At 66.8% G+C, this 22,995-nt stretch carries 23 protein-coding genes; 18 read left to right on the forward strand and 5 right to left on the reverse strand.

Annotated elements, in window-relative coordinates; translation table 11 throughout:
* The first annotated feature begins 14 nt into the window (after positions 1-14).
* The 8 genes from nusA to ugpQ all read left to right on the forward strand — a co-directional run bounded on the left by nusA (position 15) and on the right by ugpQ (position 9,713).
* Positions 15-1,592 carry a transcription termination factor NusA gene (nusA, locus tag QNJ67_04430; protein ID MDJ0608200.1) on the forward strand — a complete coding sequence of 526 codons (1,578 nt, stop codon included), beginning with the start codon at positions 15-17 and terminating at the stop codon, positions 1,590-1,592.
* 27 nt (positions 1,593-1,619) lie between these two features.
* On the forward strand, positions 1,620-2,270 hold the full coding sequence (locus tag QNJ67_04435) for an RNA-binding protein (protein MDJ0608201.1): 651 nt from the start codon (positions 1,620-1,622) through the stop codon (positions 2,268-2,270).
* Between the two features lie 19 nt (positions 2,271-2,289).
* Positions 2,290-4,839 carry a translation initiation factor IF-2 gene (gene infB, locus QNJ67_04440; GenBank protein MDJ0608202.1) on the forward strand — a complete coding sequence of 850 codons (2,550 nt, stop codon included), beginning with the start codon at positions 2,290-2,292 and terminating at the stop codon, positions 4,837-4,839.
* 121 nt (positions 4,840-4,960) lie between these two features.
* Entirely contained in the window at positions 4,961-5,389 is a 429-nt protein-coding gene (gene rbfA / locus QNJ67_04445; GenBank protein MDJ0608203.1) for a 30S ribosome-binding factor RbfA, read from the forward strand.
* Positions 5,373-6,299 (forward strand): tRNA pseudouridine(55) synthase TruB, encoded by a 927-nt coding sequence (truB, locus tag QNJ67_04450; protein ID MDJ0608204.1) that lies wholly within the window; start codon positions 5,373-5,375, stop codon positions 6,297-6,299. The genes rbfA and truB overlap by 17 nt, the downstream gene beginning before the upstream one ends.
* 18 nt (positions 6,300-6,317) lie before the next feature.
* Positions 6,318-6,587: a 30S ribosomal protein S15 gene (gene rpsO / locus QNJ67_04455; protein ID MDJ0608205.1), complete on the forward strand. Its 270-nt coding sequence runs from the start codon at positions 6,318-6,320 to the stop codon at positions 6,585-6,587.
* A 232-nt stretch (positions 6,588-6,819) separates the two neighbouring features.
* Entirely contained in the window at positions 6,820-8,934 is a 2,115-nt protein-coding gene (gene pnp / locus QNJ67_04460) for a polyribonucleotide nucleotidyltransferase (GenBank protein ID MDJ0608206.1), read from the forward strand.
* A 38-nt stretch (positions 8,935-8,972) separates the two neighbouring features.
* Positions 8,973-9,713: a glycerophosphodiester phosphodiesterase gene (gene ugpQ / locus QNJ67_04465; protein ID MDJ0608207.1), complete on the forward strand. Its 741-nt coding sequence runs from the start codon at positions 8,973-8,975 to the stop codon at positions 9,711-9,713.
* 21 nt (positions 9,714-9,734) lie between these two features.
* Here the strand turns inward: ugpQ and QNJ67_04470 are convergent, their stop codons facing one another.
* From QNJ67_04470 to fabA, 3 genes are all read right to left on the reverse strand, one after another.
* A complete protein-coding gene (locus tag QNJ67_04470) occupies positions 9,735-10,520 on the reverse strand; it encodes an SDR family oxidoreductase (protein MDJ0608208.1) in 786 nt (261 codons plus the stop codon).
* Positions 10,521-10,662: 142 nt separating this feature from the next.
* A complete protein-coding gene (fabB, locus tag QNJ67_04475; protein ID MDJ0608209.1) occupies positions 10,663-11,883 on the reverse strand; it encodes a beta-ketoacyl-ACP synthase I in 1,221 nt (406 codons plus the stop codon).
* 9 nt (positions 11,884-11,892) lie between these two features.
* The gene (fabA, locus tag QNJ67_04480; protein ID MDJ0608210.1) at positions 11,893-12,411 is read right to left on the reverse strand and encodes a bifunctional 3-hydroxydecanoyl-ACP dehydratase/trans-2-decenoyl-ACP isomerase; all 519 of its coding nucleotides are present in this window, start codon (positions 12,409-12,411) and stop codon (positions 11,893-11,895) included.
* Between the two features lie 232 nt (positions 12,412-12,643).
* Between fabA and QNJ67_04485 the strand changes: the two genes are divergently transcribed.
* The 8 genes from QNJ67_04485 (at position 12,644) to QNJ67_04520 (ending at position 20,651) form a co-directional block, all read left to right on the forward strand.
* Positions 12,644-13,078 (forward strand): Fur family transcriptional regulator, encoded by a 435-nt coding sequence (locus tag QNJ67_04485; protein ID MDJ0608211.1) that lies wholly within the window; start codon positions 12,644-12,646, stop codon positions 13,076-13,078.
* A 178-nt stretch (positions 13,079-13,256) separates the two neighbouring features.
* Complete coding sequence (locus tag QNJ67_04490) at positions 13,257-13,679, forward strand: rubrerythrin family protein (GenBank protein ID MDJ0608212.1); 423 nt, start codon at positions 13,257-13,259, stop codon at positions 13,677-13,679.
* Positions 13,680-13,877: 198 nt separating this feature from the next.
* Entirely contained in the window at positions 13,878-15,227 is a 1,350-nt protein-coding gene (locus QNJ67_04495) for a heterodisulfide reductase-related iron-sulfur binding cluster (protein MDJ0608213.1), read from the forward strand.
* A 14-nt stretch (positions 15,228-15,241) separates the two neighbouring features.
* Positions 15,242-15,826 carry a DUF3501 family protein gene (locus QNJ67_04500; GenBank protein ID MDJ0608214.1) on the forward strand — a complete coding sequence of 195 codons (585 nt, stop codon included), beginning with the start codon at positions 15,242-15,244 and terminating at the stop codon, positions 15,824-15,826.
* Positions 15,827-16,149: 323 nt separating this feature from the next.
* Positions 16,150-17,502 carry a paraquat-inducible protein A gene (locus QNJ67_04505; GenBank protein MDJ0608215.1) on the forward strand — a complete coding sequence of 451 codons (1,353 nt, stop codon included), beginning with the start codon at positions 16,150-16,152 and terminating at the stop codon, positions 17,500-17,502.
* Positions 17,480-19,162, forward strand: coding sequence for an MlaD family protein (locus QNJ67_04510; GenBank protein ID MDJ0608216.1), 1,683 nt, complete (start codon positions 17,480-17,482; stop codon positions 19,160-19,162). Before QNJ67_04505 ends, QNJ67_04510 begins: the two co-directional genes overlap by 23 nt.
* On the forward strand, positions 19,162-19,779 hold the full coding sequence (locus tag QNJ67_04515; GenBank protein MDJ0608217.1) for a PqiC family protein: 618 nt from the start codon (positions 19,162-19,164) through the stop codon (positions 19,777-19,779). Before QNJ67_04510 ends, QNJ67_04515 begins: the two co-directional genes overlap by 1 nt.
* Before the next feature lie 38 nt (positions 19,780-19,817).
* Positions 19,818-20,651, forward strand: a complete 834-nt coding sequence (locus QNJ67_04520) for a protein-glutamate O-methyltransferase CheR (GenBank protein MDJ0608218.1) — start codon at positions 19,818-19,820, stop codon at positions 20,649-20,651.
* A gap of 34 nt (positions 20,652-20,685) precedes the next feature.
* Here QNJ67_04520 and QNJ67_04525 read toward each other — a convergent pair whose 3' ends face one another.
* Positions 20,686-21,066: a rhodanese-like domain-containing protein gene (locus QNJ67_04525; GenBank protein MDJ0608219.1), complete on the reverse strand. Its 381-nt coding sequence runs from the start codon at positions 21,064-21,066 to the stop codon at positions 20,686-20,688.
* Between the two features lie 115 nt (positions 21,067-21,181).
* Complete coding sequence (locus QNJ67_04530) at positions 21,182-21,883, reverse strand: hypothetical protein (protein MDJ0608220.1); 702 nt, start codon at positions 21,881-21,883, stop codon at positions 21,182-21,184.
* A gap of 147 nt (positions 21,884-22,030) precedes the next feature.
* Between QNJ67_04530 and QNJ67_04535 the strand changes: the two genes are divergently transcribed.
* Together QNJ67_04535 and QNJ67_04540 are read left to right on the forward strand one after the other, a co-directional pair.
* Entirely contained in the window at positions 22,031-22,504 is a 474-nt protein-coding gene (locus tag QNJ67_04535; protein MDJ0608221.1) for a hypothetical protein, read from the forward strand.
* A gap of 66 nt (positions 22,505-22,570) precedes the next feature.
* Positions 22,571-22,915 (forward strand): hypothetical protein, encoded by a 345-nt coding sequence (locus tag QNJ67_04540; protein MDJ0608222.1) that lies wholly within the window; start codon positions 22,571-22,573, stop codon positions 22,913-22,915.
* The last annotated feature ends 80 nt before the right edge of the window (positions 22,916-22,995 follow it).

Consider the following 22,995-nt stretch of genomic DNA (forward strand, 5'->3'; position numbering starts at 1 on the left):
ACCGAGACGAGATGATGGAGACGGCAACTCTTTCCCGAACCGAGCTGCTGCAGGTGGCCGACGCCGTCGCGCGCGAGAAGAGCATCGAGCGCGACGAGGTGCTGGAGGCCATGGAGCAGGCGATCGGCAAGGCCGGCCGCGCCAAGTACGGCCACGAGCACGATATCCGGGCCGAGATCGACCGCAAGTCCGGCGAGATCAGGCTGCGCCGCTTCCGCGAGGTGGTCGACGAGGTGGAGAACGAGTTCACCCAAATGACCCTCCAGGACGCCGAGATCCGCCGCCCGGGCTCGACAGTCGGCGATTTCGTGGTCGAGGACCTGCCGCCGATCGACCTGGGGCGCATCGCCGCCCAGACGGCCAAGCAGGTTATCGTGCAGAAGGTGCGCGAGGCCGAGCGCTCGCGCCAGTTCGAGGAGTTCAAGGATCGGACCGGCGAGATCGTCAACGGCATCGTGAAGCGCAACGAGTTCGGCAACGTCACGGTCGACCTGGGGCGGGCCGAAGGCCTGATGCGCCGCGACGAATCGCTGCCGCGCGAGACCTTCCGAACCGGCGACCGGGTGCGCGCCTACATCTACGACGTGCGCGAGGAGACCCGCGGGCCGCAGATCTTTCTTTCGCGCACCCATCCGCAGCTCATGGCCAAGCTGTTCGCCCAGGAGGTGCCGGAGATCTACGACGGCATCATCGAGATCAAGGCGGTGGCGCGCGACCCGGGCAGCCGTGCCAAGATCGCGGTGATCTCCCACGACTCCTCGATCGATCCGGTCGGCGCCTGCGTCGGCATGCGCGGCAGCCGGGTCCAGGCCGTGGTCAGCGAGCTCCAGGGCGAGAAGATCGACATCATTCCCTGGTCGCCGGACACCGCGACCTTCGTCGTCAACGCCCTGGCCCCGGCGGAGGTGACCAAGGTGGTGCTCGACGAGGAGCAGGGACGGATCGAGGTGGTGGTACCCGACGACCAGCTGTCGCTGGCGATCGGCCGGCGCGGACAGAACGTGCGGCTCGCCTCGCAGCTGTCCGGGTGGGACATCGACATCCTGACGGAGGAGGAGGAGTCGCGCCGCCGGCAGGAGGAGGTCCGCCAGCGCTCGCAGATCTTCATGACCGCGCTCGACGTCGACGACGTGATCGCCCACCTCCTTGTGGCCGAGGGCTTCGCAAGCCTGGAACAGGTCGCTTTCGTGCCGCTCGCCGAGCTGGCCGAGATCGAAGGTTTCGACGAGGACGTCGCCGAAGAGCTCCGAGTGCGCGCCCGGACCTATCTGGAAGAGCAGGACCGGCGTTACGACGAACAGCGCCGGGAGCTGGGCGTGTCCGACGAGCTGGCCGCTCTCGAGGGGCTGCGCGCCGCCATGCTGGTCTCTCTCGGTGAGAAGGGCATCAAGACGCTCGACGATCTGGGTGACCTCGCCAGCGACGAGCTGATCGAGATCCTTGGCGAGGGGTCGCTCTCCATCGACGACGCCAACGCGGTCATCATGGCCGCGCGGGCGCACTGGTTCGACGACCTGCCCGACGCGGAGCAGGCCCCGGACACCGCCGCGGAGGCGGAGGAAACGGTGTCCGAGAGCGAGCCGGCAGGTTAATCCAACCGCAAGCCCGCGACACGCTCCATGATGGCGACGATGACACATAGCGAATCGAGGGCCGAGCCCCGCCGCGAGGCGGCCGGCCCGGTGCGGCGATGCCTGGCGAGCGGCGAGCTTCGCCCGAAGACGGAATTGCTGCGATTTGTCGTGGATCCCGCCGGCAGGATCGTGTTCGACGCCGCCGGCAAGTTGCCGGGGCGCGGTTTGTGGTTGGCGCCACGGCGCGATATGATCGAGCGCGCGTGCGGCCGCAACCTCTTCGCCCGCGCCGCCAAGCGGCCGGTGACCGTGGCCGAGGATCTGGCGGAACAGGTTGCCGCATCGTTGCGGCGCCGCTGTCTGGACCTGATCGGTCTGGCTCGGCGGGCCGGGGCGGCGGTCGGCGGTTTCGAGAAGGCAAAGGCCAAGCTTGCCGCCGGAGAAGGTGCGGTCCTTATTCAGGCGGTTGACGCGGCACCCGGCGGGCGTCAGAAACTAGCGGCCTTGGCCGGCGCGGCGCGGAACGGGCCGGCGCCGGTGGAGATCTTCACCGCGGCCGAGCTGGGCGGCGTGCTCGGCCGTGAGCACACGGTTCACCTCGTTCTCGCCCCGGGTGCGATCGCCGATCGCTTCCTTACCGAGGTGGCACGATTGACGGCGTTGGCCGGCGCCTACAATGCCGGCAAGAGGATGTGAGCGGATGAGCGACACGACGATGAGCAAAGAAAAAGAACAAGAAAAAGAAAAGAAGACGCTGACCTTGAGCCGGCCCGGCCGACTCGAGCTCAAGAAGCGTGTCGAATCCGGGCTGGTCCGCCAGAGCTTCAGCCACGGGCGCTCCAAGACCGTCATGGTCGAGCGCAAGACCAAGAAGAGCTTCGAGCGCAGCGCCGAAGGCCGCATGCGCGAGGTGGTGGCGCGCGCGCCGGAGCCCGAGGAGCCAGCGGCGCCGGACGAGGTCCAGCAGGCGGAACAGGTCGACGAACAGCCGGCGGTCGCCGAGCCGATCAAGAACTTGACCGAGGCGGAGCGCGCGACGCGCCTGCAAGCGCTGCAGAGCGCCAAACTGGAAGAAGACAAGCGCCGGGTGCGCGAAGAGGAAGAGGCGGCGCGCCGGATCCAGGAACAAGCCGAGGCGGAGAAGCGCGCGGCCGAGGAAGCCGAGCGGCAAGCCGCGGAAGCCGCTACCCAGGCCGCTGAGGCCGAGGCGGCGCCCAAACCGAGCGCCGAGCCGCAGCCGCCGCAGCCGCAGCCGGCGGCTGCCAGACCGGCAGTGACCCCTGCCGAGGAGGAGGCAGCCTCCCGGGCCAAGCGCAAGGTGGCCGCGCCCAAGGCGCCGCCGGCCAACCGTGGACGGCAGCAGAAGCGCCGCCAGGGCAAGCTGACCATCTCCCAGGCGCTGGAGGGCGGCGACCAGGAAAGGGTGCGCTCGCTGGCGTCGGTGCGCCGGCGCCAGGAGAAGCTGCGCCAGGCGCAGGACCGCTCGGCCCACCAGCCGCCGCAGAAGGTCATCCGCGACGTCGTGCTGCCGGAGACCATCACGGTTCAGGAGCTGGCCAACCGCATGGCCGAGCGCTCGAGCGAGGTCATCAAGGCGCTGATGAAGATGGGCGTGATGGCGACGATCAACCAGGTCGTCGACGCCGACACCGCGGAGCTGGTGATCGGCGAGTTCGGCCACCGGATCAAGCGCGTGGCGGCGGCGGACGTCGAGTTCGGCCTCAAGGGCGAGCCCGACGACGAGGCCGACCTGCAGCCTCGGCCGCCCGTGGTCACGGTCATGGGCCACGTCGACCACGGCAAGACCTCGCTGCTCGACGCCCTGCGCGAGAGCGACGTGGTCGCGCACGAGGCCGGCGGCATCACCCAGCACATCGGCGCCTACCAGGTGACCCTGCAGAGCGGCGACAAGATCACCTTCATCGACACGCCGGGTCACGCCGCCTTCACCGAGATGCGCTCGCGCGGCGCCAACGTGACCGACATCGTCGTGCTGGTCGTCGCCGCCGACGACGGCATCAAGGAGCAGACGGTCGAGGCGATCAGCCACGCGAAGGCGGCCGAGGTCCCGATCATCGTCGCGATCAACAAGATCGACCGCCCGGAGGCGGACCCGAACCGGGTCCACCAAGAGCTGCTGCAGCACGACCTCGTGGTCGAGGAGATGGGCGGCGACATCCTGGCGGTCGAGGTCTCGGCCAAGGAGAAGACCAACCTCGACAAGCTCGAGGAGGCGATCCTCTTGCAGGCGGAACTGCTCGAGCTGCGCGCCAACCCCGAACGCAAGGCCGAGGGCGTGGTGGTCGAGGCCAAGCTGGAGCGGGGCCGCGGCTCGGTCGCCACGGTTCTGGTTCAGCGCGGCACCCTCAGGGTCGGGGACGTCTTCGTCGCCGGCAGCGAGTGGGGCCGGGTCCGGGCCATGATCAACGAACGCGGCGAGAACGTGAAGCAGGCCGGCCCCTCGGTTCCAGTCGAGGTGCTGGGGCTGAACGGCACCCCGGTGGCGGGCGACGATTTCGTGGTCAGCGAGGACGAGGGCAGGGCGCGCGACATCGCGTCGTTCCGCGCCGGCGAGAAGCGGGATACCAGCATCGCCGCGCAGGGCCGCGGCAGCCTCGAACAGATGCTGTCGATGATCAAGCAGGGCGAGGCCAAGGAGCTGCCCGTGGTGATCAAGTCCGACGTGCACGGCTCGCTCGAGGCGATCAGCGGCAGCCTGGAGAAGATGGGCAACGAAGAGGTCAAGCTCCAGGTGCTGCACGCGGCGGTCGGCGGCATCAACGAGTCCGACATCAGCCTCTCCCAGGCGACCGGCGCCATCGTCATCGGCTTCAATGTCCGGGCCAACCCCCAGGCACGCGAGCTGGCGCGGCGCGAGAACGTCGACATTCGCTACTACTCGATCATCTACGAGCTGCTCGACGATCTGAAGGCGGCCCTGTCCAACTTGCTGGCGCCCCAGAAGCGCGAGACCTTCCTCGGCTACGCCGAGATCCGGGAGGTCTTCTCGATCACCAAGACCGGCAAGGTCGCCGGCTGCATGGTCACCGAAGGCCAGGTCAAGCGCGGCGCCAAGGTCCGCCTGCTGCGCGACGACACGGTGATCCACGACGGCACGCTCAAGACCCTGCGGCGCTTCAAGGACGAGGTCCGCGAGGTCAAGGAAGGCTACGAGTGCGGCATGGCCTTCGAGAACTATCAGGACATCCAGGTCGGCGACCAGATCGAGTGCTATGAAGTGGACGAGGTCGCCCGTGCCCTTTAGAGCGGATCACGCGACGCCGGAGCTGCTCTCCGGCGCCGGCGATCCGAGCGGCCCGGCCTTACGGGTGCTCCGCAACGTCGAAGCGGCGGCCGGCGCTTACCGCTAGTCCAAGGATCGATCCATGAGCCGGAGTAAGGGCGACAGCCCCAGCCTGCGGCAGCTCCGTGTCGGCGAGGAGCTGCGCCATGCCCTGGTGCGGGTGCTGGAGCGGTGCCGCTTCGACGACCCGGCCCTGAGCGGCACCTCGATCACGGTGACCGAGGTCAAGGTCAGTCCCGACCTCAAGGCGGCCACGGCCTTCGTCACCCCGCTCGGCGGCCAGGACTTGCCGGGCACGGTGGCGGCCCTAAACCGGGCCGCTGGCTACCTGCGCGGCCAGCTCGGCCGCGAGCTGACCCTGCGCTACACGCCGCGTCTCGGCTTCGCCGCCGACCATTCGTTCGATCACGCCGGCCGGATCCAGGAGCTGCTGTCCCGGCCGAAGGTGCGCCGCGACCTCGCCGATGATGGGGAGGCCGGCGCGGAGGGTGAGGATGAGGCGCCGAGCTAAGGGCCGCGTGGTCAATGGCTGGCTGGTCGTCGACAAGCCGGCGGGGCTGACCTCGGCCCAGGTCGTGAGTCGGGTGCGGCGGTTCCTCGACGCCCGCAAGGCGGGACACGGCGGCACCCTGGATCCTCTCGCGACGGGACTCTTGCCGATCGCCCTGGGCGAGGCGACCAAGACCGTTTCCTACGTCATGGACGGCACCAAGACCTATCGTTTCACCCTGCGCTGGGGCCAGGCCACCGAGACCGACGACGCCGAGGGCGCGGTGGTCGAGGAGAACCCGCATCGGCCGGCGGCGGCGGCGGTCGAGGCCGTGCTCGAGCAGTTCCACGGCTGGATCGACCAGGTGCCGCCGGCCTACTCGGCGATCAAGGTCGATGGCCGGCGCGCCTACGACCTGGCGCGCGCCGGCCAGGCGCCGGAACTGGCCTCGCGTCCGGTCTGGATCGGCCGCATCGCACTGGTCGATACGCCCGATCCGGACCACGCCGTCTTCGAGGTGGAGTGCGGCAAGGGGGCCTTCATGCGCGCTCTGGCGCGCGATATCGCCCGGGCCCTGAACACCGTCGGTCACGTCACGGCGTTGCGCAGAACCCGGGTCGGCCCGTTCCGCGAAGACGACGCGATTTCCCTGGAAACTTTGGAAACCCTGGGGCATAGTGCCGCCGCTTCGGGGCACCTACACCCCGTCGAAGCGGCGCTGGACGGCATCCCGGCGCTCGATTTGACGGAAGCCGAGGCGGGCAGCCTGCGCTGTGGACAGACAGTCTCGCTGCTGGCCCGTGCCCATCGGGAGCGGGTCCGTGACCTGACGAACGGGACCGTGGTCTGCGCTAAATCGTTCGGCAAGGCGGTTGCCTTGGCCCGTTACGAGGACGGCGGACTGCATCCTTTGCGTGTTTTAAAAACCTGATGCCGAGGAACGAATGCCATGTCGATTACCGCTGAGCGGAAAACGGAAGTTATCGGTGATTTCGCGACCCACAAAGGCGATACGGGTTCGCCAGAGGTCCAGGTCGCGATCCTGACCGAGCGCATCACCAACCTGACCGAGCACCTGAAGACCCATAAGAAGGACTTTCACTCGCGCCGTGGCCTTCTGATCATGGTCGGTCAGCGCCGGCGCCTGCTCGACTATCTGAAGCGCAAGGAGAAGCCGCGCTACGACGAGCTGATCAAACGCCTCGGGCTGAGACGGTAGCGAGGCGGGACATGGCGCCAGGACCAGCCACTGCTGGTCTGCTCGGGGCAGCGGGCAACCGCCGCGCTCCCCATATCCCTACGAGAGGCATGCGATTGCGCAACTGGCCGGCGCGATCGGACGAACGGCCGGGCCGACGCAAGGGGCGTGCCGCGCGGGATGACCGCGTGCGCCGTGCCCTTTACGCGGGTCCGGCTTTGGCAAGACGGCCAAGCGAAAGGACTTAGAGACAATGTTTGAAATACACCGCAAGGAACTAGACTGGGGCGGCCGAAAGCTGGTGCTCGAGACCGGCAGGATCGCCCGCCAAGCCGACGGCGCCGTGCTGGCGACCTACGGCGACACGATCGTGCTCTGCACGGCGGTCGGCGCCAAGGAAGAGCGGGAGGGCATCGACTTCTTCCCGCTGACCGTGAACTACCAAGAGAAAACCTTCGCCGCGGGCAAGATTCCCGGCGGCTTTTTCAAGCGCGAAGGCCGGCCCTCCGAGAAGGAGACCCTGACCTCGCGCCTGATCGACCGGCCGATCCGGCCGCTCTTTGCCAAGGGCTACAAGAACGAGACCCAGATCGTCTGCACGGTCCTGAGCCATGACCTGGAGAACGATCCCGACGTCGTTGCCATGGTCGGAACCTCGGCGGCCCTGACCATTTCGGGCATTCCCTTCCTCGGTCCGATCGGCGGTTGCCGGGTCGGCTTCCGCGACGGCGAGTATCTGCTCAACCCGACGCCCCAGGACCTGGAGACCTCGCAGCTCGACCTGGTCCTCGCGGCGACCCACGACGGCGTGCTCATGGTCGAGTCCGAGGCCCACGAGCTTTCCGAGGAGGTCATGCTGGGTGCGGTCACCTTCGGCCACGAACAGATGAGGCCGGTGATCGACGCCATCATCGATCTCGCCGAGGCCTGCGCCAAGGAACCCTGGCAGGTGCCCGAGCCGCCGGCCGAGGTCGAGACCCTGCGCACCAAGCTCGATGCGCAGGTCTCGGACCGGCTCAAGACCGCCTACCAGGAGCCGGACAAGGGCAAGCGCCACGAGAAGGTCGCCGAGGTCAAGGCGTCCGCCGTCGAGATCGTCGGCGAGGACGAGGCCGAGGCCGCCGTCCTGTCCGGGGTGTTCAAGAACCTGGAGAGCGACGTGGTGCGCGGCGCCATCCTGGCGACCGGCAAGCGGATCGACGGCCGGGGCACGGCCGACGTTCGGCCGATCGTCTGCGAGGTCGGGGTCCTGCCCCGGACCCACGGCTCCGCGCTCTTCACCCGGGGCGAGACCCAAGCCCTGGTAACCACGACCCTGGGCACCGGCCAGGACGAGCAGATCATCGACGCGCTGGAAGGCGAGTACCGGGAAAACTTCATGCTGCACTACAACTTCCCGCCCTATTCGGTCGGCGAAGCGCGGCGCATGGCGCCTCCGGGCCGGCGCGAGGTCGGACACGGCAAGCTGGCCTGGCGGGCGATCCGGCCGGTGCTGCCCTCGAAGGAGGACTTCCCCTACACCATCCGGGTGGTCTCCGAGGTCACCGAGTCGAACGGCTCGTCCTCCATGGCCACGGTCTGCGGCTCCTCGCTGGCCATGATGGACTCCGGCGTGCCTCTGCCCCGGCCGATCGCCGGCATCGCCATGGGGCTGATCAAGGAGGGCGAGGATTTCGCCGTGATCTCCGACATCCTGGGCGACGAGGATCACCTCGGCGACATGGACTTCAAGGTCGCGGGCACCGAGGACGGCATCACCTCGCTGCAGATGGACATCAAGATCACCTCGATCACGCCGGAGATCATGCAGATCGCCCTGAAGCAGGCGCGCGACGGCCGGCTGCACATCCTGGGCGAGATGGCCAAGGCGATCGACAGCGCGCGCGAGGGCGTATCGGAGAACGCGCCGCGCATCACCGTGATCACGATCCCGAAGGACAAGATCCGCGAGGTGATCGGCACCGGCGGCAAGGTGATCCGCGAGATCACCGAGACGACCGGCGCCAAGATCGACATCGAGGACGACGGCACCATCAAGGTGGCGGCGGTCGACCAGGACCAGGCCCAGGCCGCGATCGACTGGATCACCTCCATCACGGCGGAGCCGGAACAGGGCAAGATCTACCAGGGCAAGGTGGTGAAGGTCGTCGACTTCGGCGCCTTCGTGAACTTCCTCGGCCCGCGCGACGGTCTGGTCCATATCAGCGAGCTCGCCCCCCGGCGGGTCAAGACCGTCGGCGACGTCGTCAAGGAAGGCGATGTGGTCAAGGTCAAGTGCATCGGGATCGACGACCGGGGCAAGGTCAAGCTGTCCATGCGCGCGGTCGATCAGGAGACCGGCGAGGACCTGCAGGCCGAGGCCAGCTGATCCGCGGCGGAGCGGAAGCGGCTCCAAGGACTCCAACGGTGTCGCCGCGGCTGCCCAGGCTCATGGGACATCGCGGCGCCGCCGGGGTCGCGCCGGAGAACACTCTGGCCTCGATCCGGGCGGCGCGGGACGAAGGCATGTCCTGGATCGAGGTCGACGTCATGCTGACCGGCGACGGCCGCCCCGTGATCTTTCACGATGACAGCCTGCGGCGCACCACCGGTGTCGACACGCCCATGGCCGAGACTTCTTACGACCGCCTGGCGGCGCTCGACGCCGGGAGCTGGTTCGGCACTGGTTTTGCCGGGCAGAGAGTCCCGACCCTCGAAGCGGCGATGGAGCTGGCTCTGGATCTGGGCCTGGGCGTCAACATCGAGATCAAGCCCACGCCGGGCCGCGACGTCGAGACCGCCGAGATCGTGCTGCGCGCCTCGTCGGATATCTGGCCGTCCGACCGCCCGCCGCCCCTCGTCAGCAGCTTCAGCACCATGAGCCTGGCGGCCGCGCGCGTGTTGCAGCCCGACTGGCCGCGCGGGCTCCTGGTGCGGGGCCTGCCGAATGGCTGGCGCAGACAGGTCGAGGCCCTGGGCTGTGTGTCGGTTCATCTCGGCAACAAGCTGGTCAACCGCTTCGCCGTCCGGCGGGTCAAGGAGGCCGGTTACCTGGTCGCGGTCTACACGGTCAACAACGCGCGCCGCGCCCGGCGATTCCTGTCCTGGGGCGTGGACTGTGTGATCACGGACTACCCTGGCCAGCTTGCAGCGGCGCTGACGGATTAGGTCGGGGAGCGGGCGTTAACCCTAACCGTCGCCGACCGAGTTGGGCGAGGGAATCCCGATCACGTGGTAGCCGCCGTCGACGTAGTGCACCTCGCCGGTCACGCCCTTGGACAGGTCGGACAGCAGATAGAGCCCGGCCGCGCCGACTTCGCCCAGATCGACGTTGCGCCTCAGCGGCGCGTTGCGCTTGGTCCAGCCGAACACGAAGCGCGCGTCGGCGATCGCCGAGCCGGCCAGCGTGCGCATCGGGCCGGCGGAGATGGCGTTGACCCGCACCCCCTCGGTGCCGAGGTCGGCTGCGAGGTAACGGACGCTGGATTCCAGGGCCGCCTTGGCCACGCCCATGACGTTGTAGTTCGGGGTGACCCGTTCCGCGCCGAGGTAGGTCAGGGTCACCATGCTGCCGCCGTTGGTCATCAGCCGCTGTGCCCGCTGCGCCAAAGCGGTGAAGGAGTAGCAGGAGATCGAGAGAGTCCGCGCGAAGTTGTCGCGCGTGGTGTCCAGATAGCGGCCCTTAAGCTCTTCCTTGTCCGAGTAGGCGATGGCATGGACGACAAAATCGAGGCTTTCCCAGGCCTTCCCGACGGCGTCGAACAGCTCGTCGATGTCCTCGTCGTTCTCCACGTCGCAGGGCAGGACCAGGTTCGAGTCGAGCGAGGCGGCGAGCGGCCGCACCCGCTTTGCGAAGGGTTCGCCCTGATAGGTGAAGGCCAGTTCGGCCCCGGCCTCACGCAGCTTTGTCGCGACTCCCCAAGCAATTGAATGATCGTTCGCGACGCCCATCACGATGCCGCGCTTACCACTCATGAGTTTCGAATTTCCGACCACCCTGACACCTAACCCTTGGTCCGTCTCATCGGACCGATCTCTTCGAGAGGAACCCAATCGCTGAGTGCCTGCCGCCTGGGCGCGTATCTTGCCCGGCTGTCACCGGGTGCGACGGTCCGCCCTAGCCGTCGTAGCGCTTGAACGCCAAGGAGGCGTTGGTGCCGCCGAAGCCGAAGCTGTTCGACATGACGCAGCTGAGGTCCACGTCGTCCTGACGCTCGAGCACGATCGGCATGCCCTCGGCCTCCGGGTCCAGCTCCTCGATGTTCGCCGAGGCGGCGACGAAGCCTTCGTCCATCATGAGCAGCGAATAGATCGCCTCGTTGACGCCCGCCGCCCCGAGCGCATGGCCGGTCAGAGACTTGGTCGAGTTGATCCGCGGCAGGTCGGCGCCGAAGACTTCCTTGATCGCCTTGAGCTCGACGCTATCGCCGATCGGCGTGGAGGTGCCGTGGGTATTGATGTAGTTGACCGGCGTGTTACCGAGGCTCTCGATCGCGAGCCGCATGCAGCGCACCGCCCCCTCGCCGGAGGGCTGGACCATGTCGTAGCCGTCGGAGGTGGCCCCGTAGCCGGCGACCTCGGCGTAGATCTTGGCGCCGCGCGCCAGCGCGTGCTCCAGCTCCTCGAGCACGACGACGCCGCCGCCGCCCGAGATGACGAAGCCGTCGCGGCCCGTGTCGAAGGCGCGCGAGGCCCGCTCGGGCGTGTCGTTGTACCTCGACGACAGCGCCGGCATGGCGTCGAACAGCATGGTCGCGGTCCAATAGAGCTCCTCGCCGCCACCGGCGAAGACAATGTCCTGCTTGCCCCACTGGATCAGCTCGGCACCGTTGCCGATGCAGTGCGCGCTGGTCGCGCAGGCCGAGGTGATCGAGTAGTTGACGCCCTTGATCTTGAAGGGCGTGGCCAGGGTCGCCGAATTGGTGTTGGCCATGATGCGCGGCACCATGAAGGGGCCGACGCGCCGCGGCGACTTGTCCTTGGCGATCTGGTAGGCGTTGGTCATGTCCTTGGTCGAGGTGCCGCCGGTGCCCATGACGATACCGGTGCGCTCGTGGGAGACCTCGGTCTCGTCCAGGCCGGAATCCGCGATGGCTTCCTGCATGGCCAAGTAGTTGAAGGCCGCGCCGTCGCCCATGAAGCGGCGCAGCTTGCGGTCGAGGACGGAATCAATGTCCAGCTTGATCGTTCCGCAGACGTGGCTGCGGAAGCCGAGTTCGGCGTACTCTTCGCAGTACTCGACGCCCGAACGCCCGGAACGGAGCGATTCGGTCACTTCCTGCTTGTTATTGCCGATACTGGAGACGATCCCGATACCGGTCACGACGACACGCCGCATGGCACCTTCCTAAGCCGGTTTCGGAGCGGTGAAGAGTCCGACCTTAAGATCCTTGGCTTCGTAAACGGGCTCGCCGTCCACCGTCATGCTGCCGTCGGCGATCCCGAGCACGAGCTTGCGCATGATCACGCGCTTCACGTTCAACTGGTAGATGACGCGCTTTGCGGTGGGCAGCACCTGTCCGGCCAGCTTGACCTCGCCGACGCCGAGCGCGCGGCCCCGTCCCGGGGCGCCGAGCCAGCCGAGGAAGAAGCCGACCAGTTGCCAGAGCGCATCGAGGCCGAGACAGCCCGGCATGACCGGATCGTTCTCGAAGTGGCAGCCGAAGAACCAGAGGCCCGGCTTGATATCGAGCTCGGCGATGATCTCGCCCTTGCCGTGCTCGCCGCCGTCGTCGTTGATCCGGACGATGCGGTCGACCATCAGCATAGGCGGTAGGGGCAGTTGCGCGTTCCCGGGACCGAACAGCTTCCCGTGGGCGCAATCGATGAGTTCTTCGTAGCTGAAACAGTACTTGCGATTCGACACAGGTCTTTGCTCTAGGCTCCAAAAAGACAGCAACAGCAATAACATGCCATCGCTGCCCGATACTGCTGCCGACGGGAATATAACATCAAGGCTGTCCGGTGCAAGCGGGCGCCGAGCGCCTGACGTGGCGCGCCCGGGAATCCTGCGCGGAGCGGGGTTTCCCTTAAGATTTTATAGATATTCCAAAACACATCGCAATGGACTGATTTTTATGATTGAAATTCCAGGCATCATGGATCATGTTACGGACATGGCTACGGAACGAACATTCAGCGTCGTGATTGACCGCCTCCAGCAGGCGGGTCTCCGGCCGACGCGTCAGCGCTTGGCCCTGTCGCGGCTGCTGTTCGAGCAGGGCGACCGGCATCTGACGGCCGAACAGCTCCACAGCGAGGCGATCGGGGCCAACGTCAGGGTCTCGCTGGCCACCGTCTACAACACGCTGCACCAGTTCACCAAGGCGGGGCTGCTGCGCGAGGTGGTGGTCGAGGCGGGCCGGTCCTACTTCGATACCAACGTCAGCGACCATCATCACTTTTATTTCGAGGGCCGCTGCCAGCTGGTCGATATCCCGGAGCATGCGGTCAAGCTGGCCGAGATGCCGACCCCGCCGGAGGGCACGCGCCTGAGCCGCGTGGACGTGATAATCCGCGTCTCGGACCAGTAGGTTACATATAAAATTCAGGTTCTTAAGAACGATTCTCGAATCGTTCTAAATTGTTGACAAGCGTGCCAGTGTGAACTAGTACGTGCCTGCAGACGCCTGGGATCCTTTCCGGGCGCGAAAAGACGGCGCCGCGGTCGCCGCGCCGCCCCATTTACTTCAAATCGTGAGAGGGAGAGCGATGCCTAATCTTAAGAACTCCAAGACCGAGCAGAACCTGAAGGACGCATTCTCCGGCGAGAGCCAGGCCAACCGCCGGTATCTCTACTTCGCGCAGAAGGCCGACGTCGAAGGTTACAACGACGTTGCTGCGGTGTTCCGTTCGACCGCCGAGGGTGAGACCGGCCACGCCCACGGGCACCTGCAGTACCTCGAGGAAGTCGGCGACCCCGCCACTGGCGAGCCGATCGGCGCGACCTCCGAGAACCTCAAGGCGGCGATCGCCGGCGAGACCCACGAGTACACCGACATGTACCCGGGCATGGCCCGCACCGCGCGGGAAGAGGGCTTCGAGGAGATTGCCGACTGGTTCGAGACCCTGGCGAAGGCTGAGAAGAGCCACGCCGGACGGTTCCAGAAGGCCCTGGACACGATGGACAGCTGAACCGATCCCGTCGGACTGTCTTTCGCATGCTGGCGCGAGGTCTTTTCGGCCTCGCGTTCCAGCGCCATGTTGACTTACCCTGACGCAGTGCCGCCCGTCAGCCCGCCCTAGCGGGTAAGGGTCGAGCGACGCAGCCTTAATCACCGCGGGCTCGGTCGCATAGCGTTTCCGCGTCCGCAAAACCCGTGAGGAGAGATCATGCGCGAGGGCAGCCTCGACGCGCCGACGCGTCATCCCATCGCCTGGCAGGACCCCGATTTCACCGACCCCGAAAAGATAGATGCCGAGCTGCGCCGCGTCTTCGACATCTGCCACGGCTGCCGGCGCTGTTTTAATCTCTGCGATTCCTTTCCGCGCCTATTCGACCTGATCGACGAGTCCGAGAGCGGCGAGCTCGATTCGGTCGACTCGAAGGACTTCAAGCCGGTCGTCGACGCCTGCACGCTGTGCGACATGTGCTTCCTGACCAAATGCCCCTACGTGCCGCCGCACGAGTTCGACCTGGATTTCCCGCATCTCATGCTGCGTTACCGGGCGGCCGAGCTGGCCCGCGGCGAGATACCCCGGGCCCATCGCGAGCTGACCAAGACCGACCGCAACGGCCGCATGGGCCTGTTCGGCGCCGGGCTGGCCAACTGGGCCGGCAAGACCTCGAACAGCCTGACCCGGGGCGTCATGGAGAGCGTCGCCGGGGTCGACCCGCAGGCGGAGCTGCCCCAATTCCACGGCCTGACCTTCGAGTTGCGCGCGCGCGGCGAGGCCGCCGAGGTCAACCGCGACGCGCCAGCCTTCGGGCGGAAGGCGGCGCTCTACGCCACCTGCTTCGTCAACTACAACAACCCCGACATCGGATCGGCGGCGCGCGCGGTCCTGACGCACAACGGAGTCGAGACCGAGGTGGTCTATCCCTCGTGCTGCGGCATGCCCCAGCTCGAGCAGGGCGACCTGGCCAAGGTCGCCGCGACGGCGAAGCGCGTCGCCAAGGAGCTCGGCGCCTGGATCGACCAGGGCTACGACATCGTTGCGCCGGTGCCGTCCTGCGCGCTGATGCTGAAATTCGAGTGGCCGTTGATCGTGCCGGACGACCCGGCGGTCAAGCGTCTCGCCGAGGCGACCTTCGACATCAGCGAATACGTGGTCGGCATCGCCAAGAAGGAGGGGCTGGCCGACGGACTGCGCCCGCTGCCCGGCGGCGTGACGGTCCACCTCGCGTGCCACTCCCGGGCCCAGAACATGGGCCAGAAGGCGGCGGAACTCCTGCGGCTCGTCCCGGACACGGAGGTCCAGGTGGTCGAGCGCTGCTCGGGCCACGGCGGCTCCTGGGGCATCATGAAGGACAATTTCGATACCGCGCTCAAGGTCGGCAAGCCGGTCGTTCGGCAGGTCGCCCAGGCCGGCAAGGCTTTCCTGGCGTCCGAGTGCCCGCTGGCCGGCTCCCACATCATCCAGGGCCTGGAGCGCCTGAACGGCGAGGACGAGAGCCCTCGGCCGAAGACCTCCGCCCACCCGATCGAACTCTTCGCCCGCGCCTACGGCCTGGCAGAATAGGGAAGACTGAGACCATGAAACGCGAGATCAAGCGCGATGATATCCTCTCCATGGACCGCTACGCCGGCGAGCGCAAGCAGCTCAAGGAGAAACTGGTCGCCATGAAACGCAATCGCCGGGTCGAGGTCGGCCCGGTCTGCACCTTCTACTTCGAGAACTACGAGACCATGTGGCACCAGGTCCACGAGATGCTCTACATCGAGAAGGGCGGCGAAGAGCAGATCCCCGACGAGCTCGCGGCCTACAATCCCCTGATCCCCAACGGCCGCGAACTGGTCGCCACGGTCATGTTCGAGATCGACGATCCGGTCCGCCGGGAGAACTTCCTGGCCGGGCTGGGCGGAGTCGAGGAAACCGCCTACCTGCAGATCGGCGACACGACGGTCGACGGCAAGCCCGAGGAGGACGTCGACCGGACGAGCGCGGACGGCAAGGCCTCGTCGGTCCAGTTCATCCACTTCCCGTTCACCGAGGAGCAGGCCGCGGCCTTCCGGGCCGCCGGCGCCGCCGTCACGCTCGGCTTCCGCCACCCGTCCTATGGACATATGGCGCGCCTGACCGAGGACGTGCGCCAGGCACTCGCCTCGGATTTCGACTAGTGTCCCGATTCCGAAGTTCGAGCGATCGAACTTCGGGATCAGAGGGACACTACCCCTATGATTCTAGTGTGATTCAGCTTCCGAAGTTCGACACGAGAAACATGCCGAACTTCGGAACCATCACACTAGAAGCTGATCGCCCTGCGGCGAGCGGTCCAGCAGGGCTTTCTAAACAGAATAGACCCGCGATTTACTTGCACCGGCCCGAAAGGATTCAGGGTTAACCCCAAATAATCCTGCGGCCCGCCACCCGGAATGATTGCGGCCTTTATTGGTCTCTTCGTCCAGGATATGATCCCGGCCCTGGGGATTGGGGATTGCCTATGGCCTTTGAAGTTGGGGGTCGCGCAGAACAGGCATGGGATCGGGCCGAGGCGGATCCGGCGCCGGCGGTGGTCGCTGACGATTCCCTGATCGAATGCCATGAGTGCGGCATGGTTTACCCCGCACCGACGGATCTCCCGGATGGCGCCAAGGCCAAGTGCGGGCGCTGCGGCTACACCCTTTTCCAGAGCCGGCCCCATGCGGTCGACCGCGCCCTGATGCTCAACCTGGCCGCGCTTATCTTCTTCATTTTGGCCAACGTCTATCCCTTCATCACTTTCAAGCTGCAGGGCCGCGAGCAGGTCTCGACTTTGATCACCGGCGTGATCGAATTCATCAACCAGGACCTGTGGATCCTGGCCATCGTGGTCTTCGGCGCCACGATCCTGTTCCCGGCGGCCAAGATCCTCTCGACCATCTACGTGCTCGCCTCGGTCAAGCTCAATCAGCCTCAGCCGGGCCTGAAGAAGGTCTTCCGCTACGTCGAGATCATGCACCCCTGGGCCATGGTCGAGGTCTATCTGCTGGGCGTGCTGGTTGCGATCGTCAAGCTCTCCTCCATGGCAAAGCTCGAGTTCGGAGTCGGGCTCTATGCCTTCGTCGCGCTGATCCTGACCATGATCGCGGCCGAGGCGGCGCTCGAGCCGCGCGAGGTCTGGCAGCGCCTCGACCGCCTCCTGGGCCGGCCCGGTCCGCGGCCGCAGGTCTTCGAGCACATCAAGGAGAAGCTGCATCACCTGGGCTGCCACGCCTGCGGCCTGGTCAGCTGGCTGCTGCCGGGTCGGGGCCACACCGAGCCGGACTGCCCGCGCTGCGGCGTCCACATGCACCACCGCAAGCCCGACAGCCTGGCGCGGTCCTGGGCTCTGCTGATCACCGCGACCATCCTCTACATCCCGGCCAACACCTATCCGGTCATGACCGTGATCTCCTTCGGCAAGGGGGAACCCGACACGATCCTGAGCGGTTGCAAGACACTGATCGAGGCCGGCATGTGGCCGCTCGCCCTGCTGGTCTTCTTCGCCAGCATCACGGTGCCGGTGCTGAAGATCGTCGGGCTGGCCTACCTGCTGATATCTGTTCAACGCAAGTCCAAGTGGCGGCCCCGGGACCGCACCGTGCTCTACCGGGTCGTCGAGGCGGTCGGTCGATGGTCGATGATCGACGTCTTCATGATCTCGATCCTGATCGCGCTGGTGAAGCTGGGCTCGATCGCGACGATCGAGCCGGGCGTCGGCGCGACCTCTTTCGCCGCCGTGGTGGTCTTCACGATGGTCGCCGCCATGGCCTTCGACCCCCGCCTCATCTGGGATTCCATGGAGGAAGAACATGAGCCAAGATCAGAGCCTTAGCGCTTCAGGCGCCGGACCCTCCGGCGGCGGGCCGCAGATCGAGGTGGGAACCCGGCGCGGCATCTCGATCGTCTGGCTGATCCCCGTCGTCGCCGGCGTGATCGCCGTCTGGCTCGCCTATACCACGATCAGCGAGCAGGGGCCGGAGATCACCATCGACTTCAAGACCGCGGTCGGCCTTGAAGCCGGCAAGACCAAAATCAAGTTCCGCGACGTCGAGGTCGGCCTGGTCGATACCGTGTCGCTGAAGCAGGATCTCTCGGGCGTGACAGTTACCGCGAGCCTCGAGGCCGGCTCGGAGCCGCACCTCAACGAGCAGACCCGCTTCTGGGTGGTTCGGCCGCGCCTGGGCGCGGGCGGCGTTTCCGGCCTGGATACCCTGGTTTCCGGCTCCTACATCGAGATCTCCCCGGGCGGTGGGCAGAAACTCACCAAGGCCTTCGTCGGCCTGGAAACGCCGCCGGTCATCCGCCTCGACGTGCCCGGCAAGGAGTTCAACCTGATCGCCGAGACCCGGGGGTCGCTCGGCCCCGGCGCCCCGATCCTCTACAAGGGGGTGCGGGTCGGCCAGATCCTCGGCGATGAGCTGGCCGAGAACGGCTCCCAGGTCACCTTCCTCGCCTTCGTCGAGTCGCCCTACGACCAGTGGGTGACGCCGCAGAGCCGCTTCTGGAACGAGAGCGGCATCGAGGTCGAGGTCGGGGCCGACGGCGTCAACGTGCGCACCGGCTCGCTGGAGACCATCCTGAGCGGCGGCATCGCCTTCGAGACGCCGCCGTCCACGCTCAATGAACCGGCCGAGGAAGGCACGATCTTCCAGCTCCTGGCCAGCAGGGGCGACATCGTCGAGGAAAACATCCACGAGCGCATTCCCTACGTGCTCTACTTCGACGGCTCGGTGCGCGGCCTCAATGCCGGGGCCCCGGTCGAGCTCCTGGGCATCCGCATCGGATCGGTCAGGGAAGTCCGGCTGGAAGTGTTGGACGACAATCGGTTCCGGATCCCCGTGGTGATCTCGATCGAGCCGGAACGGGCGGGCGTCAAGAGCAGCGGCGACCCCTACGGATCCGCCGACGCCCTGATCCGACGCGGCCTGCGAGGGCAGCTCCGCTCGGGCAGTCTGCTGACGGGACAGCTCTATGTCGCCCTGGACTTCTTCCCCGACGCGGAACCGGCCGAGCTTGGCATGAAGGGACTCTACCCGGAGATTCCCACCGTTCCCCAGGACATCGAGCAGATCACCCAGTCGGCCACGGAAATCCTGCAGAATCTCGCCGCGCTGCCGCTCGACGAGCTGATCGCGGACGTGCGCCGCACGGTCCAGGGGGTCGAGGTGCTGGTCGACTCGCCGGAGATGAAGCAGTCCGTCAAGTCGCTCGACTCGGCACTCGCCGGGGTCGACAAGCTGGTGCAGCGGGACGTCGGGCCGATGCTGGCCAACCTGCGCCAGGCCTCGGCCTCCGCCGACACGGCCCTGGAGCAGGCGAACACCCTGATCGAATCGGTCGACACACTGGTCGGCGCCGACGCCCAGCTGCGCTACGACCTGATCCAGATGGTGAACGAGTTCTCCGAGGCGGCGAAGTCGATCCGCGTGCTCGCGGACTTTCTCGAGCAGAACCCGGATGCGCTGCTGAGAGGCAAGGGAGGGGTTCAGTAATGATCGAGAGCTATCGCCGCGGGCGCCGCCAGGGACCTCTGGTCCTGTTTCTCGCACTGCTGTTCGTGCCGCTTGCGGCCTGCACGGAGAGCCCGCCGACCAACCTCTACATGATTTCGGGCCTAGAGACCGAGGCGGTCAATCGGACCTCGACAGCCTCGAGCCCGGTGATCGGCGTGGGTCCGATCTCGGTACCGTCCTATCTCGACCGGCCGCAGATCGTCAGGCGGGCCAGTGCGAACAAGCTGGTGGTCGGCGAGTTCGACCGCTGGGCGGAGCCGCTGAAGGAGCTGGTCTCTAGGGTCCTGGCCGAGAACCTGGCGGTGATCCTCGAGAGCGACACGGTCTTCACCCTGCCGCGCCGCCGCCTCTCCGAGGTCGACATCCAGGTCGAGCTCGAGGTCTCCCGTTTCGACGCGGCGCCGGACGGCGTGGTCCATCTGACCGGCCGCTGGGCGATCTATTCCGCGGGCGGCAAGAACCTGGCGGCGGCTAAGAAGTCGATGATACGCGAGCAGGCCGGAAGCGACGACTACGAGGACTTGACCATCGCTATGAGCCGGGCGCTGGAGCGTCTGAGCCAGGAGATCGCGGTCGAGCTGCGCCCCCTGCTCTGAGCCTTGCCGCTCGGGGCGCGGTCTACCTCGGCGGCCTCATGAAAGACACTGACTGCGTCGCCTTCCTGCGCGCCGCTCTGCCGCGCCTCGGGCTGCGCTGGCCGGGCTTCCGCAAGGTGCGCGGCACGGTCTGCAAGCGACTCGGTCGGCGGCTGCGCGCGCTGGGGCTCGAGGACCTCGAGGCCTACAATGCGCTGTTGGAGGCGGACCCAGAGGAGTGGCGACGGCTCGACGCCCTCTGCCGCATCCCGATCTCGCGCTTCTACCGGGACCGCAAGGTTTTCGAGGCCCTCGCAGAGGTCATCCTGCCGGAACTGGCCGAGAGGGCGGTCGGGCGCGCTTCGCCGCAGATCCGCTGCTGGAGCGCCGGTTGCGCCTCCGGCGAGGAGGCCTACAGCCTGGCCCTCGCCTGGGAGATCGGCGTCGCCGGGCATTTCCCGCAGGCCCGGCTCGCTGTCATGGGAACAGACGTTGATCCGGTGATGGTGCGGCGGGCCGAGGAGGCTTGCTACGGCGGCGGGACCCTGAAGGACCTCCCACCGGCCTGGCTGGACGGGGCCTTCCGCCGCAGGGACGGCTTGTTCTGCCTGCGCCGGCGGTTCCGCTCGGCGGTGCGCTTCGCGGTCCAGGACCTGCGCCGGGAGAGGCCGGCGGAAAAATTTGACCTGATCCTCTGCCGCAACCTCGCGTTCACCTACTTCGAGGCCGGGCTTCAGCAGACCGTCCTTTCCCGGCTCGCGAAATGCCTCGAGCCGAACGGCTACCTGGTAATCGGGGCGCACGAGAACCTACCGCCCGGCCCGCAGGGGTTTCGCCGGGCGGTCGACTCGCTTCCGATCTTCGTTAGGGCCGAGGCGGAATCCCGCGCCTGACGATATCAGCGCGTCCCGGGTTGGACCGCCGGCGTCAGCCCTCGCTCATCTCGGCCTGCTTCCAGGCGGCGTAGCCGCCCGCCAGGGAAGCCGCCTCGCGGTAGCCCATCTCCAACAGGGTCTTCGCCGCAAGCGCGGAACGGCCGCCCGTGCCGCAGTAGCAGATGATGCGGCCTTGCGGGTCGAGCGCCGGATTGTAGATCGGGCTCTCGGGGTCGGCCTGGAACTCCAGCATGCCGCGCGACACATGGACCGAGCCCGGGATGATTCCCTGCTGCTCGCGCTCCAACTCGTCGCGCACGTCGACCAGCACGGTGTCGGGGTCTTCCATGTGATAGGGCAGGTCCTGGACCGAAACGGTTTCGATGGCCGCGTTGGCTTCGGCCAGTAGATCCTTGAATCCGCGTTTGAGCATGGCTGTCCCCGGTCTGTTCAACCGTCACCTTAGCGCCGCCGCGGCCCGGCGCCCATGATCTTCGTCAACCGCCCGATTGGGAGCGCGCGAGCGTGGGGGGCCGGACCGCCACCTTCTAGTTTGCCACACAGACTGCCTCGACGCACGAGAGCTCGAGAGTCGGGCAGTCCATCTCGCAGCGCTCCGCCACCCGTATGGTGGCGCAGAGCCGGTTCAGCCGCGCCGGGTAGCCGTCGGCTGCTGATTTCGCCACCGGCGTGCCGCAGCTGCAGCCGCCGCAGTGGGTCTGCACCGACGTGCAGTCTTCCGCGCGGCGGCAAACCCGGTCCGCGGTCGGGATCCTGACGTGCTCGCCGATCCCGATCACGCGCTCCAGCGTCGCGATGTTGCCGATGTCGGCGGCCGATCTCAGGTTCAGCGAGTGGCCGCACAGCGGGGACCAGAACAGCCCGCCGACCTCCCGCGGACTGACCACCAGGTAGCTCTCGCCGTTGGCGAAGCCATCGCCCCAATGGGTGTTGAACAGCACCTCCACGACCTGCCCGGGCGCGGCGCCCTTCCAGGCCCGGCTCACGGTGAAGCGGAAGACCTGCAGGTCGCTGTCCCGGGTGTAGAGCATGGCCAAGCGGTGGTCGCGGACCGTCGCCACTTCCCAACGCAAGAGCGGGCGTTTTGGACCTGCTCTCCCCTCGAAGATCATGACCGAGCCGTCGATGACCGCCTCGTCGAGGCTCGGCCGGGCGCAGCTGAGCCCGAAAGCCGGAGCGGACACGAGACAGGCGAGGACGGCGAGGGCGGCGATCCGAGAACGGAGCAAGCGCGTTCCTCCCACGAGACAAGGGGCGCCGGACAAGCTTGAACAACCGGTCTTTTGGAAGTCTTAACGATGCCCGCCTAGTCTATATCGGCCAATTTGAGCGGCATTATGGCGGGGAGGGGCATCCACAGTCGGACGGAGGTCCCGATGAACTACATCATAGCGATCGGCGGCCTGGCGGTCGGGATCCTGGCCTTCGTTCTCATGTCGGATGTCACGGGCCGGAGCGGCGGGATCGACTTCCAGACCGCGTCCCTGGAGGCCCGACAGGCCTGGATGGACGAAAAGGCCGAGAGCCTCAAGACCGCCGCCCGATACTTCCTGCCCAGCGGCCGCGGGCCGATGTCGCTGAGCTTCCGTCTCAAGGAGATCATCACGCGCCCGGAATCGAGCAGCATCGACATTATCATCGACGTCAAGGTTCCCTACGGCGCCGAGGTCGGCGTGGTTCCAAAGCACCAGTTTCTCGAATCCTTCTGCAAGAACTACGTCAAGCTGGACTTCTACAAGCAGCGCATCCAGATGTCGGTCTCATTCCGCAACCAGAAAGACCATTCCCCGATCACCAGGATCACCGTCTATCCCCACGACTGCCAGTGGCACGCGCCGGAGAATTCCTGAGAGCAGATCCGATCGGGCGGCGGCGCGGGCTTGCCGGAGACGCGCGGGTCACATAGCGTCCCAGCCATGGAGGATGAGGCCGCCCAGCTCGCGAAGCTCCTAGCGCAGGTGCGCTCGGTGACCGGCGCGGACCGAGCCCTGGACGCCGCTGTGGTCGCGTGCTTCGGCGCCGAGCCCGACGCGGAGGAGAACCCGCCCCACTACACCGCCTCGACGGATCTCTGCATCGCGCTTGTGCATCGGGTCATGCCGGGCTGGCACTGGCACGTCGGTTACGGGCCCAAGGGCATCCTGCCCTACGCCACGGTGTCGAGCGGGGAGCACCTCTACGAAGCGATTGCCGGAACCGTCCCGCTCGCCCTGCTCTCCGCCCTGGTTCAGGCCCGGATGGCCGAAACGGACGGCCCATAGATCACCAGAGCTGGATTGATTGGTGGAGCCGAGGGGAGTCGAACCCCTGACCTCTACAATGCCATTGTAGCGCTCTCCCA

Source organism: Kiloniellales bacterium, assembly GCA_030064845.1.
Classification (GTDB): domain Bacteria; phylum Pseudomonadota; class Alphaproteobacteria; order Kiloniellales; family JAKSDN01; genus JASJEC01.